15 protein-coding genes are annotated in these 13,848 nt (G+C 46.3%); 13 read left to right on the top strand and 2 right to left on the bottom strand.

The features are described from left to right. The 5 genes from pstA (at window position 1) to FTX54_RS12125 (ending at window position 3,925) form a co-directional block, all read left to right on the top strand. Window positions 1-885, top strand: coding sequence for a phosphate ABC transporter permease PstA (gene pstA, locus FTX54_RS12145; RefSeq protein WP_147803527.1), 885 nt, complete (start codon window positions 1-3; stop codon window positions 883-885). A 41-nt stretch (window positions 886-926) separates the two neighbouring features. Continuing rightward, window positions 927-1,745, top strand: a complete 819-nt coding sequence (pstB, locus tag FTX54_RS12140; RefSeq protein WP_147803528.1) for a phosphate ABC transporter ATP-binding protein PstB — start codon at window positions 927-929, stop codon at window positions 1,743-1,745. Window positions 1,746-1,759: 14 nt separating this feature from the next. Continuing rightward, a complete protein-coding gene (phoU, locus tag FTX54_RS12135) occupies window positions 1,760-2,404 on the top strand; it encodes a phosphate signaling complex protein PhoU (protein WP_147803529.1) in 645 nt (214 codons plus the stop codon). A gap of 16 nt (window positions 2,405-2,420) precedes the next feature. Continuing rightward, window positions 2,421-3,149, top strand: coding sequence for a response regulator transcription factor (locus FTX54_RS12130; protein ID WP_147803530.1), 729 nt, complete (start codon window positions 2,421-2,423; stop codon window positions 3,147-3,149). 410 nt (window positions 3,150-3,559) lie between these two features. After that, complete coding sequence (locus FTX54_RS12125; protein WP_147803531.1) at window positions 3,560-3,925, top strand: DUF1516 family protein; 366 nt, start codon at window positions 3,560-3,562, stop codon at window positions 3,923-3,925. 108 nt (window positions 3,926-4,033) lie between these two features. Here FTX54_RS12125 and ald read toward each other — a convergent pair whose 3' ends face one another. Both ald and FTX54_RS12115 read right to left on the bottom strand, forming a co-directional pair. Further along, a complete protein-coding gene (ald, locus tag FTX54_RS12120; RefSeq protein ID WP_147803532.1) occupies window positions 4,034-5,152 on the bottom strand; it encodes an alanine dehydrogenase in 1,119 nt (372 codons plus the stop codon). Between the two features lie 96 nt (window positions 5,153-5,248). Then, window positions 5,249-5,467 carry a KTSC domain-containing protein gene (locus tag FTX54_RS12115; RefSeq protein WP_147803533.1) on the bottom strand — a complete coding sequence of 73 codons (219 nt, stop codon included), beginning with the start codon at window positions 5,465-5,467 and terminating at the stop codon, window positions 5,249-5,251. A gap of 189 nt (window positions 5,468-5,656) precedes the next feature. On the opposite strand from FTX54_RS12115, the gene FTX54_RS12110 reads away from it, so the two are divergent. The 8 genes from FTX54_RS12110 to FTX54_RS12075 all read left to right on the top strand — a co-directional run bounded on the left by FTX54_RS12110 (window position 5,657) and on the right by FTX54_RS12075 (window position 13,605). Beyond that, a complete protein-coding gene (locus tag FTX54_RS12110) occupies window positions 5,657-6,085 on the top strand; it encodes a disulfide oxidoreductase (RefSeq protein WP_147803534.1) in 429 nt (142 codons plus the stop codon). Further along, complete coding sequence (locus FTX54_RS12105; RefSeq protein ID WP_147803535.1) at window positions 6,082-6,552, top strand: thioredoxin family protein; 471 nt, start codon at window positions 6,082-6,084, stop codon at window positions 6,550-6,552. Before FTX54_RS12110 ends, FTX54_RS12105 begins: the two co-directional genes overlap by 4 nt. A 15-nt stretch (window positions 6,553-6,567) precedes the next feature. Then, window positions 6,568-6,828 (top strand): hypothetical protein, encoded by a 261-nt coding sequence (locus FTX54_RS12100; protein WP_147803536.1) that lies wholly within the window; start codon window positions 6,568-6,570, stop codon window positions 6,826-6,828. Between the two features lie 249 nt (window positions 6,829-7,077). Then, complete coding sequence (locus tag FTX54_RS12095; protein WP_147803537.1) at window positions 7,078-7,524, top strand: DUF2243 domain-containing protein; 447 nt, start codon at window positions 7,078-7,080, stop codon at window positions 7,522-7,524. 1 nt (window position 7,525) lies between these two features. Next, a complete protein-coding gene (locus FTX54_RS12090) occupies window positions 7,526-7,960 on the top strand; it encodes a hypothetical protein (protein WP_147803538.1) in 435 nt (144 codons plus the stop codon). Between the two features lie 708 nt (window positions 7,961-8,668). Beyond that, complete coding sequence (locus tag FTX54_RS12085) at window positions 8,669-9,424, top strand: bacteriorhodopsin (protein ID WP_147803539.1); 756 nt, start codon at window positions 8,669-8,671, stop codon at window positions 9,422-9,424. Between the two features lie 348 nt (window positions 9,425-9,772). After that, window positions 9,773-10,225, top strand: a complete 453-nt coding sequence (locus FTX54_RS12080; protein WP_187254513.1) for a MarR family winged helix-turn-helix transcriptional regulator — start codon at window positions 9,773-9,775, stop codon at window positions 10,223-10,225. Beyond that, on the top strand, window positions 10,222-13,605 hold the full coding sequence (locus FTX54_RS12075) for an efflux RND transporter permease subunit (protein WP_147803541.1): 3,384 nt from the start codon (window positions 10,222-10,224) through the stop codon (window positions 13,603-13,605). Before FTX54_RS12080 ends, FTX54_RS12075 begins: the two co-directional genes overlap by 4 nt. Window positions 13,606-13,848 lie beyond the last annotated feature (243 nt).

The following is a 13,848-nucleotide window of genomic DNA, read 5'->3' as shown; positions in this document are numbered from 1 at the left end:
ATGGAATATATTGACCAGAAAGATATTCAGAAGAGAATGCCGAAACGGCTCGCTGTAAATAAAATAGTGCGTGGAATTTTCTTTGCCTCCACGGTTTTCGGTCTCGTTGTTCTCGCCATTCTTCTTTATGACGTAATCTCGGACGCCTACGGCTGGCTGACCTGGGATTTCTTAACGAGCGTCATGTCCTTTGATCCCGCCAATGCAGGTATAATCGGAGCCATATCCGGAACGCTCTGGCTGATGATGATTGTGGGGCCCTTTACGATGATTATCGGCGTAGCCAGTGCCATTTACCTCGAGGAATATGCGAAACGCGGGCGTCTGCAGACGTTCATTGAAACAAACATTTCCAATCTTGCCGGTGTTCCGTCGATCGTGTTCGGTCTTCTCGGTCTCACCGTGTTTGTAAGGATTCTCGGCTTCGGTTCAGTGGTACTTGCCGGCGGCTTGACGATGTCGCTGCTCGTGCTTCCCATTGTCATCGTGGCAGCACAGGAAGCGCTGCGCGCCGTGCCTTCCTATTTGAGAGAAGCATCCTTTGGAATGGGAGCGACGAAATGGCAGACAGTGAGAAATGTCGTTCTGCCGGCTGCACTTCCAAGTATTTTAACAGGAATGATTCTTGCTATGTCGCGTGCAATCGGAGAAACAGCTCCGCTGATAGCACTCGGTATTCCGGCACTGCTCATCCCGCTGCCGTCGAGCGTTTTTGACAGCTTTACCGTACTGCCGGTACAGATTTATTACTGGACAATTGATGCTGCATTGGAAGCGGAATATCTGTTTCTGGCAGCCGCGACGATTATCGTCCTGCTCGTTATTTTGTTTATTTTAAATTCAACGGCTATTCTGATCCGCAATAAATTCCAGAAACGTTTTTAATAAAAGTTTTTCAGGAGAATTAAAAAAGGGGAGGTATTTTCATGAAAAGCGCAATGGTACAGCCAGAGAACGAAAAACGTCCGGAGGCCCCGGCCCCGGAGGAGAAAAAAGCAGTATTTGCCACAGAGTCATTGAATTTGTGGTATGGGGACACACACGCGTTAACAGATATCAACATGGAACAGAAGGAAAACGAAGTAACAGCGATTATCGGACCGTCCGGGTGCGGAAAATCAACGTATATTAAAACGTTAAACCGGATGGTGGAAATGAATCCTGAAGTGAAAGTTTCCGGCAAAATCTTCTACCGCGGGGACAATATTTACGACCGCCGTTTTCCGGTGGAAGAGCTTCGCACCCGCGTCGGCATGGTTTTCCAGAAGCCGAACCCATTTCCGAAAACGGTTTTTGAAAATGTTGCTTACGGACCGAAAATCCACGGAATCCGCGACAAAAAAATCCTCGCTGAGATTGTAGAGAACAGCCTGAAAGGGGCTGCAATCTGGGAGGAAGTAAAAGACCGTCTCAATGAAAATGCGTTTGGTCTTTCCGGGGGCCAGCAGCAGCGGCTTTGTATCGCCCGCTGCCTTGCGATCGAACCGGATGTTATTTTAATGGACGAACCGACTTCCGCTCTTGACCCTAAATCAACACTGAAAGTAGAAGAACTTGTCCGGGAGCTGAAGACCAAATATTCGATCATGATCGTGACGCATAACATGCAGCAGGCTGCGCGTATTTCAGACCGGACGGCGTTTTTCCTCAATGGTGAAGTTGTCGAATTTGATCATACCGATAAAATTTTCTCGAACCCGGAAGATGAGCGCACCGAAGGCTATATCACCGGCCGGTTCGGATAAAGGAGAGAAATTATATGATCCGCACACAGTTTTTATCCGAGTTGGAAAGGCTGAAACAGGAAATTTTTCATCTGGGAAAAGATGTTGAAAAAACGTTTACTAGAACAGCGGAAGCGATGTCCGATTACCAGACAGGCGTCCTGCACGAAATTATTGAAGCAGATGAAAATATAAACGAACAGGAATTGAATATAAACGAAGAAGCTACGCTGATGATAGCGAAGCAGCAGCCCGTCGCTTCCGACCTGCGGCACATTATCGTATGCCTGAAAGTGTCCAGTGATCTGGAGCGCATGGGAGATTTGAGTGTCGATATGGCCAAAGCATTTCTGCACATGCCTTCTCATGACGCGTTTAAGCATTATAAGGACGAACTTGCTGTTTTTGAAGAAAAAGTCCGCTATATGATCACTCACGTGATGGCTGCTTACGATGAATTGAATGTGCTTAAAGCCCAGCAGATTGCGGCACTTGATGATGAAGTGGACGAAGCCTACGGAGCATTCGTAAAAGAACTGTTCCGTTCGGATTTCACGGCTGATCAAATTGCCCAGCTGGCCTTTATTGCAAGATATATGGAAAGAATCGGGGATTACTGCACGAACATCGCCGAATGGATCATTTACGAAGTGAACGGAAAACGATTCGACCTAAACTAGACCGGGTGGTGGGGAGATGGCAGAGACAGGAGCAATTTTGATTATTGAGTCTGATAAGAATATCCGCTGGGAACTGGAAACGTCCTTTCAGGATGCGGGTTTCGAAACGTGGACGGCGGAAAGCCGCAGAGAAGCGTTGAAGGTCATTTTGCATCTCCATCCGGAAGGGATCGTTCTTTCCACAGACCTGCGTGATGGCAGTGGATTTGAGCTTTGCAGGGAAATCCGCCAGAAACAGGACTGGACGCCGCTGATTATGCTTACAGAGAAACAGGACGAGCTGGACTGTGTGCTGAGCCTGGAGCTTGGAGCCGATGACTACATGGCGAAGCCGGTAAAGCAGAAGGAGCTTACGGCAAGAATGAAGGCCGTCCTCCGCCGCGGCCGGATGTGCTGCCAGGAGAAGCCGAAAAAAATGGTGCCCGGCCTGCTTCAAAATGGGGATCTCGAGGTGGACAGCACGCAGTACGCGGTGTCGATGAAAGGGAAATGGATTGACCTGACACGTAAAGAATTCGATCTGCTCGTCTTTATGATGAAGAATACGGATACGTCTTTCACAAGAAAAGAACTGCTGCAGGGCCTATCCGAAAACGGCATGGAGACTGATGAACGCATTGTCGATGTTTTTATCAGCCGTATCCGTCAGAAGATCGAACCAAACAAACGAAATCCCGCCTATATCAAAACGGTCAGGGGCGTCGGCTACATGATGCGCTCTCTGCCGGTGCCGGCGCTGAAATAAATAATGTTGTAAAGCGGACCGCTGACGTGCGGTCCGCTTTTTTTGGAGATGGGGGACGGGAAGCGGGTGCTCGCAAGGGCGTCGTCTGCTGGCGCTGAATAAAAAGAACTTCGGCTGCAATTAAAAGAACTGCTTCAGCAATTAACAGAACCGCGGACAATTAAAAGTACTTTCCATCGGTTTAAGAAGACCTGGGGTTGAATTAACAGAACTTTTTCCTGAGTTAAAAGAACCGGAGCAGCAATAAAGAGAACCTGCTTACTTCCCCTCCTCGTAAACGTAAAAACAGCCTCTTTTTTAAAACTTTCAGCGCAGCATGACGAAAATTCGGATTTCTTTTGCGTGCCCGCCGCGTTTTCTATATACTTAAGGACGGAATTCAGTTTTGGAAAGGGAAGGAGGGACACAGCATGGGGATTTATCAAATTTTTCTTCATTCACATTCGCTGTTCTGGCTGCTCGGTGTCATTTTGTTCGTGCTGATTGCGGTATTCTACCGTCAAGGCAAAGCAAAACCGGCAAAGATCATGCACATGATTCTGCGATTGTTTTATATTCTGCTGCTCGTCACCGGAATAGGCATGGTTATTATGAACTTCTACTGGGCGACAGCGGTTAAAGGCCTGCTCGCATTCTGGCTCATTTATACGATGGAGCTGATTGCCACGCGCTCAGGCAAAGGAACGCTGACTGGTTCAACGAAGAAATCATTTTGGATTCAGTTTGTGATTGCACTTGTTCTTGTACTTGTATTTGGATTTGGTGTAACAGGCTGAATAAAAAACTCCGGAAAGGCAGTCGGCCTGATCCGGAGTTTTTTTGCTTTTATAAGTAATTTTATGCCGTTATTTTTGTCTCCTCCCTGACTCCGCATAAATCTCTGACTAAAGTTTCAGTGCTTTTTCCGGAGGTACGTATTCATAGCTGAGGTCGTCTGCCACGGCTTCGTACGTGATGGAGCCGGCTGCGGTATTGACTCCCTTCAGCAGGGCAGGAGAGAGTTTCAGCGCTTCTTTCAAGCCTTTCCCGGCAATGAGGGAAGCGTAGGGAACGGTGACGTTTGTAAGTCCGAGGGTGGACGTACGCGGCACGGCTCCCGGCATATTGGCTACAGCGTAGTGGACGACTCCGTGCTTCGTATAGGTCGGCTCATCATGGGTCGTAATATGGTCGATCGTTTCCACGATACCGCCCTGATCGATGGCGACATCGACGATCACCGAGCCAGGGTGCATCGTTTTGACCATTTCTTCTGTCACAAGCCGGGGAGCTTTCGCACCAGTGATGAGGACAGCGCCGATGAGCAGGTCGGATTCCTTAACTGCCTGGGCGATGTTCAGCGGATTGCTCATGAGCGTATTGATTTCGGCACCGAATAAATCATCAAGCTGGCGCAGCCGCTCCGGGCTGAGATCGATAATCGTCACGTCAGCACCGAGCCCCATAGCTATTTTAGCTGCATTCGTGCCGACTACCCCGCCGCCGATAATCGTTACTTTTCCACGTTTTACGCCCGGAATTCCGGAAAGCAGGACGCCGCTCCCGCCTTTTGATTTTTCTAAAAACTGGGCTCCGATCTGGGAAGCCATGCGCCCGGCGACTTCGCTCATCGGTGTCAGCAGCGGCAGTGTATGATCGACTTCCACCGTTTCATAGGCAATCGCGGTAACACCGCTTTTTGTGAGGGCTTCTGCCAGTTTCGGCACCGCAGCAAGATGGAGATAGGTAAAGAGTATTAATCCTTCGCGGAAATAAAGATATTCTTCTTCGAGAGGTTCTTTCACTTTCATAATCATCTCAGCAGTGTTCCAGATATCGGAGGCACTTTCGTATATCCGGGCACCCGCCTGCCTGTAATCGCTGTCCACAAAACCACTTTCTACACCGGCACCGTTTTCTACAATTAATTCATGACCTTCCTGTACGAGCGTAATAACCCCGGCAGGCGTAAGGGCCACCCGGTTTTCGTTGTTTTTTATTTCTCTCGGAATACCTATGATCATTGGAGTTCCTCCCTCGGATTGGTGGATGTAAGAAGACAGAACATCAGGTTATATAATAAGAAGGGATACCGTAGTAAAGAGGTATCCCGCGGCAGGTCAGGCGTTTACTTCTGAAGAGGGGAACCTGCCTTTAATATTTTTTTCATAGAAAGTTTTCATGTTGGAAGAAGAAAGCATGCCGATATATTCTGTCTCTCTTACCTGGTAATAAATAATATAATGATCATCTTCGTGACGGACATGAAGCTGTTTCTGCATCGAGTCGTAGCCGATCTTCTTGATGCCGCCGCTGTTTAATTCTGCCCATTCTATCATAATTATTTCCCCCTTTTATTTGAGTATTTAATCACCTTTTCCCCGCGGAAAATTTCCTCAAACATGAGCTTTGCAGTCGGAAAGTCCCCGGATTTTTCTAATGAGAAAGTCTCAGTAGTAAACGTAAGGAGCCCGGTCTTTACAAACGTTATCTGCTTCGCTATAGTTTAGGAAGACAGGGGAGATAGCATGAAAAACCAAACAGAAACGCTGCTCGCTTCCGCCTGGACCGTGGCGCTGACGGCAGTGCTCGGTTCGCTTTATTTTTCAGAAGTGCAGCGATATGTACCTTGTGAACTGTGCTGGGTACAGCGCATATTTATGTATCCGCTGGTTATCACTTTAGCGGTTGCCGTTATTCGAAAAGAGGCGGCTCACGCTTACTATGCTCTGCCGCTTGCAATTATCGGCGGCGGTTTTTCTTTGTATCATTACCTGCTGCAGAAAGTGCCGGCTTTGCAGGAAGCAGGAGAAGTCTGCGGGGTTGTTCCGTGTAATGCTCAGTATATTAACGCTGCAGGCTTTATCACGATTCCATTTCTTGCCCTGACAGCATTTACGATAATCAGTATTCTGCTTGTGCTGGTCATTCGCGGAGAAAAGAGGAGAAACGAATGAAAAAATTACTTATGATCGGCGGAGTGGTGGTCGTTATTTTTGCCGCCCTTATTTTTGTTACGTCGTATCAAAACGAACAGGCTGCCCAGGGGAATCCTTTCGGGCTCGATTCGCTTCATCAGGAAACGATCGATCAGCTCGATAACCCGCTTTACGAAAATATCATTCTGCCTGAAGAGCTCGACAGCAGGCTCGACGAAGACGGTTCAGCTATGGTTTATTTCTACAGCGGACAGTGTCAGTACTGCAATGAAACGACCCCTGTTATTGTACCGCTCGCTGAAGATATGAATGTGGATCTGGAACTGTACAATATCCTTGAATTTGATCAAGGATGGGATGATTACGGGATTGAAGGAACGCCGACAGTGATTTATTTTGAAAACGGGGAGGAAGCAGACCGGATCAGCGGCATGTACGGCAAAGAAACTTACGAAGCTTTTTTTGAACAGGCAGCCAACGAATAGAAAGGAGGAACAGTCATGCAGAAACTTTTATTATGGGTCGGGCTCTCGATTCTTATCGGCTGGATCGCAGCAATGAGTATTAATTACGGAATTTATAACGAATCGACTGATCCTGCCTTTATATCTCCATTTATAGACGGTATTATTTTTATGGTCTTAATGGTCGGTCTCTACTTTTATTTATGGAGGACTTTCATGAAGAACCCATCTTCAGCTTCCCTGCAGATGACAGGTGTCGGGGTTCTAGCGATCGCAGCGGCTGTTTTTATTCTTTAAATTTTGATCACTCTAATTGAGATTGATCTTATTATTTGAAAATTTCTCAACTTTCCGGAGCCTTTGTTTCACAGGGAACGAAGGCTGCTGGTTACAGAAACGGACTTAAATATAGATGGTCCTCTTATGTAGTAAATATGAAAACAGGCCTCCGGATTCTTTCCGGGGGCTTTAGTATTTAAATGTTTGAATAAACCTGGAAAAGAGGTAAGAAACAAATAAACAGACGATTGAGAAAGGAGTAAAATCATGTCACCCGCACAAAAAGCGAAATTTATCAGTATAGGCAGTTTCCTGCTCGGCTTTGGCTTTCTGGGAGCGATGGACGGCATTGTTTTTCATCAGCTTCTCCAGTGGCACAGCGTCATCATGGATACGAGCCGGACCATGCAGATTATCAGCGACGGCCTGTTTCATCTTGCCGTTACGATCACGCTCATAGCAGGAGCGGTAATTCTTTGGCTCGGTGGAAGACCAGAGCAGCTCGGAAGGGGATTTCGGCTCATGACCGCCCAGTTTCTGATCGGCGGGGGAATTTTTAATCTCGTAGAAGGAATCACTAACCACCATATTCTGCAGATTCACCGGGTCAGGCCCGATGCCGCAGTACCTCTCCTTTACGATTTTGGTTTTCTCGCAAGCGGGGCCGTTCTTCTTATTGCAGGATTTCTGATTAGAAAAGGACTGAAAAAATAAGATGTCTCTTTACCGGATCATAAGTTTTATTGTGCTGTTTACCGGAGTGGGAGTTACTCTTTATTTTTATACGCTGAACAGCCATTTTACGATGGACAGCCACGACCACGGGGAAATTGATATTCCTGCAGAAGAGGAGAATGTGCCTGCCGTGGACGGGGAAATTGTTGAAAAAGCAGACGGAACGCACGAAATCAGGATAAACACGGAACATTTTTCTTTCGTTCGGAGTTCGGAAAAGAATGCCGGTTATCACGAAGGGCACGCCCATATTTATGTGAATGGAGAAAAGGAAAGCCGGCTTTACGGAGAACGTTATCAGCTCGGGCAGATGAAGGAGGAAGCGTTGGAAATAACAGTCTCTCTTTATACGAACGATCACCGTGCCTTAATGCATGAAGAGAAGCCGATAGAAACAACGATGACCTATCCATAAAAAGGCCGCCTTTCGAGGTTGGCTTTTTTTAGTTGAATACATCGGACGCGGGGTGGTCTCAACTAATTCCTTTCTCGCTGTCTTTGCAGCCCAGGAATCATTCCATATAGTTTTTAGAACACTTGTGTCAGGTGAAATGAAGTGGATTTTTCTTCTCTATCAACAACAATCTTTAATAGAGCATATGTTTATAGGTCTTATGGTGATAAGTCCATCTAGGGACAGAAAAACAAGCTTAATAATTTTTAAAAATTCTGACTTTTAAATATAATTAAGACAAATTCATGTTGACAAGGACAAAAGTCAGGAGCCTTTCCTCAAAATTCATTATGCTGGTGTAAAATGGAATATAAATAAAAAAGTAAGAGCAGGATAACTGTCCAAGCAGGCTGCCAAAGATGAAATTGAGTGCAGAGAAATTGAAGCCCCCTTCCAATACATAAGCGGTCGAATACTAGTAAGGGAGGTGATGACAATGTAAAAGTAATAGGAAGGTTTCTCATTTCATGTAAAAGAGTTTCCAAAATTTATTTGGGATCGATGGTCTTAAATAAAATCTTTCTTGTCGATCTTTTGACTGTTAACTATGAAACGATGACTGTGCTCATTCCTATTCTTTTATGATTTCAAATTAGTGTCAGTTGAATAGCTGATGTTTAATTCTCCCATCATTATAAACGAAAGCATGTATATCAGGAGGAAAATAAAATGGAAGAAGTAAGCTTTTTAGTACTTGCAACACAGTATATGTTCTGGGTAGGATTTGTAGGGATGGCCGCCGGTACTTTGTACTTCCTCGTTGAACGCAGCAGTCTAAATCCTGAATATCGTTCAACCGCTACTGTTGCTGCTCTTGTAACATTTGTTGCAGCAGTACACTATTTTTTCATGAAAGATGCGGTTGGAACATCCGGTTTAGTTTCTGAAATAGAGACGTTTCCAACAGAAATTCGTTATATTGACTGGCTTATCACTACGCCTTTATTACTAGTGAAATTCCCGCTCCTGTTAAGTTTAAAGGGCAGAATTGGAAATCTTCTTCTAGTAAAACTGCTGAGTGCTGATGTGATTATGATCGTATCCGGTTACATCGGAGAAACGTCTATCAACACAGCAGGTGGTTTTACGCAGCTCGGCTTATGGAGCTTCGTTATCGGAACTGTAGCCTGGATCTATATTATTTACCTTTTGTATACTACTGTGACAGAAGCAGCGCAAAAAAGGCCGGCCCCTATCAAAAAAGCCCTTCTCAACATGCGGCTTTTCATTTTAGTTGGCTGGGCCATTTACCCGATAGGCTACGCGGTAACATTGTTATCATCGGGTATTGAAGTTCAGCTCGTCCGGGAACTGATTTACAATGTTGCGGATTTAACTAATAAGGTTGGATTTGGTCTTGTAGCCTTTTTCGCAGTCAAGGCTATGTCTAATCTTTCAAATAAACAGAATACAAATACTCCTTAGTTTCTGCAAATGAGAAATAGAGGACTGTCTGCATTTCTAAGAATAAGGAAGGGGATGTAACTATCCATTATCAAAACTATTAAAAGCGCTTCCAGCGTTCTGTTTCGTCAGGACGGCCGGAAGCGTTTTAATTAGGCCTTTATTTTCGAACTTCTCCAAACTTATCTTTTTGGATACGAGCGTATCTAAATTTATTTTATATCTGGGCATAATCCAATTTGACAATCTTGTGAAACCTGGATTATTTGTTTTATATACTCAGGTTTTATCTTTTGACATTTTTACTTCCCACCATTTATAGTTTAGAAAGTTAATCGTTAAATTACTTAATAGTTTATGGGGTGTGTCATGGAAAAACAAAAAATAATAGACGAAATTGAGCAGTATATGGTCGACATCAGCCTGACGCTTCAGTATGAATTTGGAAGCGGCTACGAAAATGAGCTTTCATCGAACCAGCAGCTGATGATGTATCTGATCGGCAAGAAAAAGGTGACGCGCGTAAAGGAACTGGCTCATTATATGAACGTGTCAGCCAGTGCCGTCAGCCAGATGGCAGCGAAAATGGAACAGCTGCACCTTCTGGAACGCTCAGTCGATGAAGAAAACCGGCGCAGTACCGTGCTGAAGCTGCAGGCAGAAGGTCTGGAGATGCTGGAACATATGGAAGAAAGACGATTGACCATAATGGAAAAATACTTAGTTAAGCTGCCGGAAGAAGATCTGGATGCGATGCGGGATGCGTTCTCCAAACTGCATAAACTGATTCAGGACAGCCAGAAGAAAGGAGACGAAGCATGAAGATAACCAATTTTTCGATCAGGAGACCGGTGTTTACACTTGTCACCATGGCCTTATTTTTAGTTTTGGGATTTGTTTCCCTGACGAACATCCCGCTTAAACTGCTTCCGGAAATAGACGCGCCGATTGCAGCTGTCGTTACCTCTTACGATGACGCGGGACCTCAGGAGGTGGCCGACCAGGTATCCAGACCGCTCGAACAGAGTTTATCGACCGTTCCCGGATTAAATACGGTCAGCAGTATTTCGATGGAAGGGCAGTCGCTGACGGTGCTGGAATTTGCGTGGACGACCTCCATCGATGATGTGGAAAACGACATTATTACATCCATGAATCAGACCCAGCTTCCGGATGGAGCTGCAAATCCGCAGTTTATAAAAATAGACCCGGATCAGTTTCCTATTATCCAGCTTTCCTTATCCGCAAGTGATGATTCCACCGATATCGACGACCTCGTCGCTGATATGGAAAATGACCTGCTCCGAGTAGATGGTGTAGCCTCTGTGGATCTTGACGGGGAAGCAGTGGAAGAGATCGAGATTACACTTGACCAGGAAGAGATGACAGACAACGGTCTGGATCAGTCGGATGTAGCCCAGGTCCTCCAATCCCATAACGTTACTGCCCCGGGTGGTATCGTGGAAGACGGCGGAGAGGAAATTACGACCCGGGTACTGTTTGAAATGAATACCCTTGAAGACATTGAAAATATCGTACTCACAGAAAATCCTCCTGAAGAGGAAGACGGGGATACAGAAACAGTCACTGTAGCAGATGTGGCAACGGTGGAACGGGGACCGGAACCAAATGACGTGATTACCCGTACGAACCAGGACGATGCTATTCTTATGAACGTCCAGCAGCAGTCGGAAGCAAATACAGCTACCGTAGCCGCTGACTTTATGGATGAACTGGATGACCTGCTCGCTTCCAATAACTATGAAGATCTGGAAGCAGATGTTCTCTTTAATCAGGGAGAATATATTGAGGACGCAGTTTCCAGCGTTTCACTTGCCCTGATCGGCGGGGGAATTATCGCTATGATCGTGCTGTTTTTCTTCCTGCGCAGCGTGAAAACACCGCTGCTCATAGGAATTGCGATACCATTTTCCGTTATCGTTACGTTCGTTCTTCTCTACTTTACGAACTTCTCGCTTAACATTATGACACTCGGGGGGCTGGCTCTCGGTATCGGGATGCTCGTCGATAACTCGATTGTTGTTATTGAAAACATTTACCGGCATCTCTCGATGAAAAAAACACCGCGTCTTGCTGCGGCAGACGGAACGAAAGAAGTGGCGACAGCGATTACGGCAAGTACGCTGACGACGATTTCAGTCTTTCTGCCGGTTGTGTTTATCAGTGGTATCGTCGGAAACCTGTTCAGGGAATTTGCCTTGACTGTCTCCTTCAGTCTGCTTGCTTCTCTTGCAGTCGCTCTGACGGTCGTACCGATGCTTGCGAGCCGCTGGCTGAAAGAACCAACGGAAGAAGTAGAGGCGAAACGAAAGAAGAGCCGCTTTATCCGCGTGTTTGATAAGTCCGCACGCTGGTCGCTGAAAAACCGCCTGCTCGTCTTTCTTGCTACGCTCATTCTGCTTATCGGCGGAGGATTCGGTGTTTCCACCGTTGGGACAGAGTTCCTGCCTGCGACTGATGAAAGCTTTATGCAGATTGAACTGGAAAACGAACCAGGAACACCGCTTGAAGAAACATTTGAAGATATTCAGGCCGTGGAGGATGAGCTGGACGGTTATCAGCAGATTCAGAGCTATACCTCCGTAACCGGTGCTACCGGAGATCAGGGGCCGACAGGAGGCGACGGCCAGGGGAATCAGGCGGTTGTTTACGTGACCATGGTCCCTGTTGATCAGCGGGATATATCCACGATCGACTTTTCGGAAGATATCCGGCGTGATATTGAAAGTTCAGCTCCTGATGCGGAAGTAAGTATCTCGATTGATGCTTCCTTCGGAGGGGATCCGAACTCGTTCACCTTTGATCTTACTGACGCTAATCCGGAGCGGCTTGAAGAAGTATCCGGAGAACTGCTTGAAGAATTTGAAGACATGAATGAATTTACGGAAGTAACCAATACGTACGAAGATACGATTCCGGAACTGCAGCTGCAGATTGACGATGACGCAGCGAGAGACGAAGGACTGTCTCCGGCACAAATTGCGGATGAAGTAGACAGCAAAACCCGTGGAGTGCTTGCGACTCAGATCGTCACAGAACAAAATGATGTTCTGTCCGTTAACGTCCGTTACGACGACGAATTTGTCGACACGGTCGAAGCGCTGGAAGAACTGCAGATCCGCAACCAGGAAGGCGGCTTTGTCGATCTTGCTGACGTAGCGGAAATTGAGCGCGGAGAAGGACCGGAAACGATCAATCGTATTGATCAGGAAGAATCCGTCCAATTCGACCTGACGTTTACGTCCGATAACAACCTCAGTGAAATCAACGAGCTGGTCCAGGATACAGTCGATGATTACGGGCTTCCGAACGAAACGACCATCTCCTATACTGGCGATCAACAGCTGCTTGAAGATGCAGTGCAGGATCTGCTGTTTGCGCTCGTACTGGCTATTGTGCTCGTGTACTTTGTGCTCGCTGCCCAGTTTGAGTCACTGAAATATCCATTTGTCGTTATGTTTACTGTTCCACTGTTCATCATCGGTGTGGCTCTCGCTCTGACGATCACACAGACACCGATCAGTGTTACCGGCTTTATCGGTCTGATCGTTCTCGTCGGAATCGTGGTCAACAATGCCATTGTCCTCGTTGATTACATTAACAGGCAGAAAGAGTACGGTCTAAGCAGCTACGATGCGATTGTGGAAGGGGTAAAAGACCGGGCCCGCCCGATTCTGATGACCGCTTCGACGACGATTCTTGCGCTTGTGCCGCTCGCTCTCGGCTTCGGCGAAGGTTCCGAGATTCAGCAGCCGCTTGCTATTACCGTAATCGGCGGTATGATCAGTGCGACCTTCCTGACGCTTATCCTTATCCCGGTCGTTTACAGCCTGTTTGATAAGGAAACAAGGAATCTGAACAAAAAATTCATGACGACTGACGGCCGTCTTGTCCCGGCTTACCTGCTTGATGCAGAACAAGAAGAGCCGCAGAAAAACGCCGGGCAGCTTGCCGGCCCGTCTTCCAAACGTACGGAAATTTCCGAGTTCTATAAAGATGTGGATTCGGAGCCGGATGCTTCTTTTGAAGAAGAGAATGTTGAGGAAGTAAAAGAAAAACCTTACGAAACAGATGAATACGAAGGCGGAAAAGAAGAAAAACCGGCTTCCGAAGAAATGTCGAAAGAAGAACTGCTGCAGGTACTTGAAGAATTAATTAAGCGAAGCAATAAAAAAGAATAAATTCTGCAGCAGAAAGGGCAGCTTTTTCATCCGGACGATCCGGGAAGAAGCTGCCCTTTTTTTTAAGCAGTGTTAAAGTCCGGCGTCTTATGTGAAAATAGTGAATGCGTTTCCTGGTTCTTGACTGCAGTCTTTTCCATATGATTGTTAAAGAAACGCTTTTCCGGCTGGAAAACAACTTAGATTTTTTTAACTTTTACTAGTCAAAAGTTTGGGAGTTTTGTATGATTAAGAGAAGCAGAA

This window comes from Alkalicoccus halolimnae (assembly GCF_008014775.2).
In the GTDB taxonomy this organism is placed as follows: domain Bacteria; phylum Bacillota; class Bacilli; order Bacillales; family Salisediminibacteriaceae; genus Alkalicoccus; species Alkalicoccus halolimnae.
Note: the sequence above shows the minus strand (reverse complement) of the source record. Positions and strands in the feature narration are given on the sequence as shown.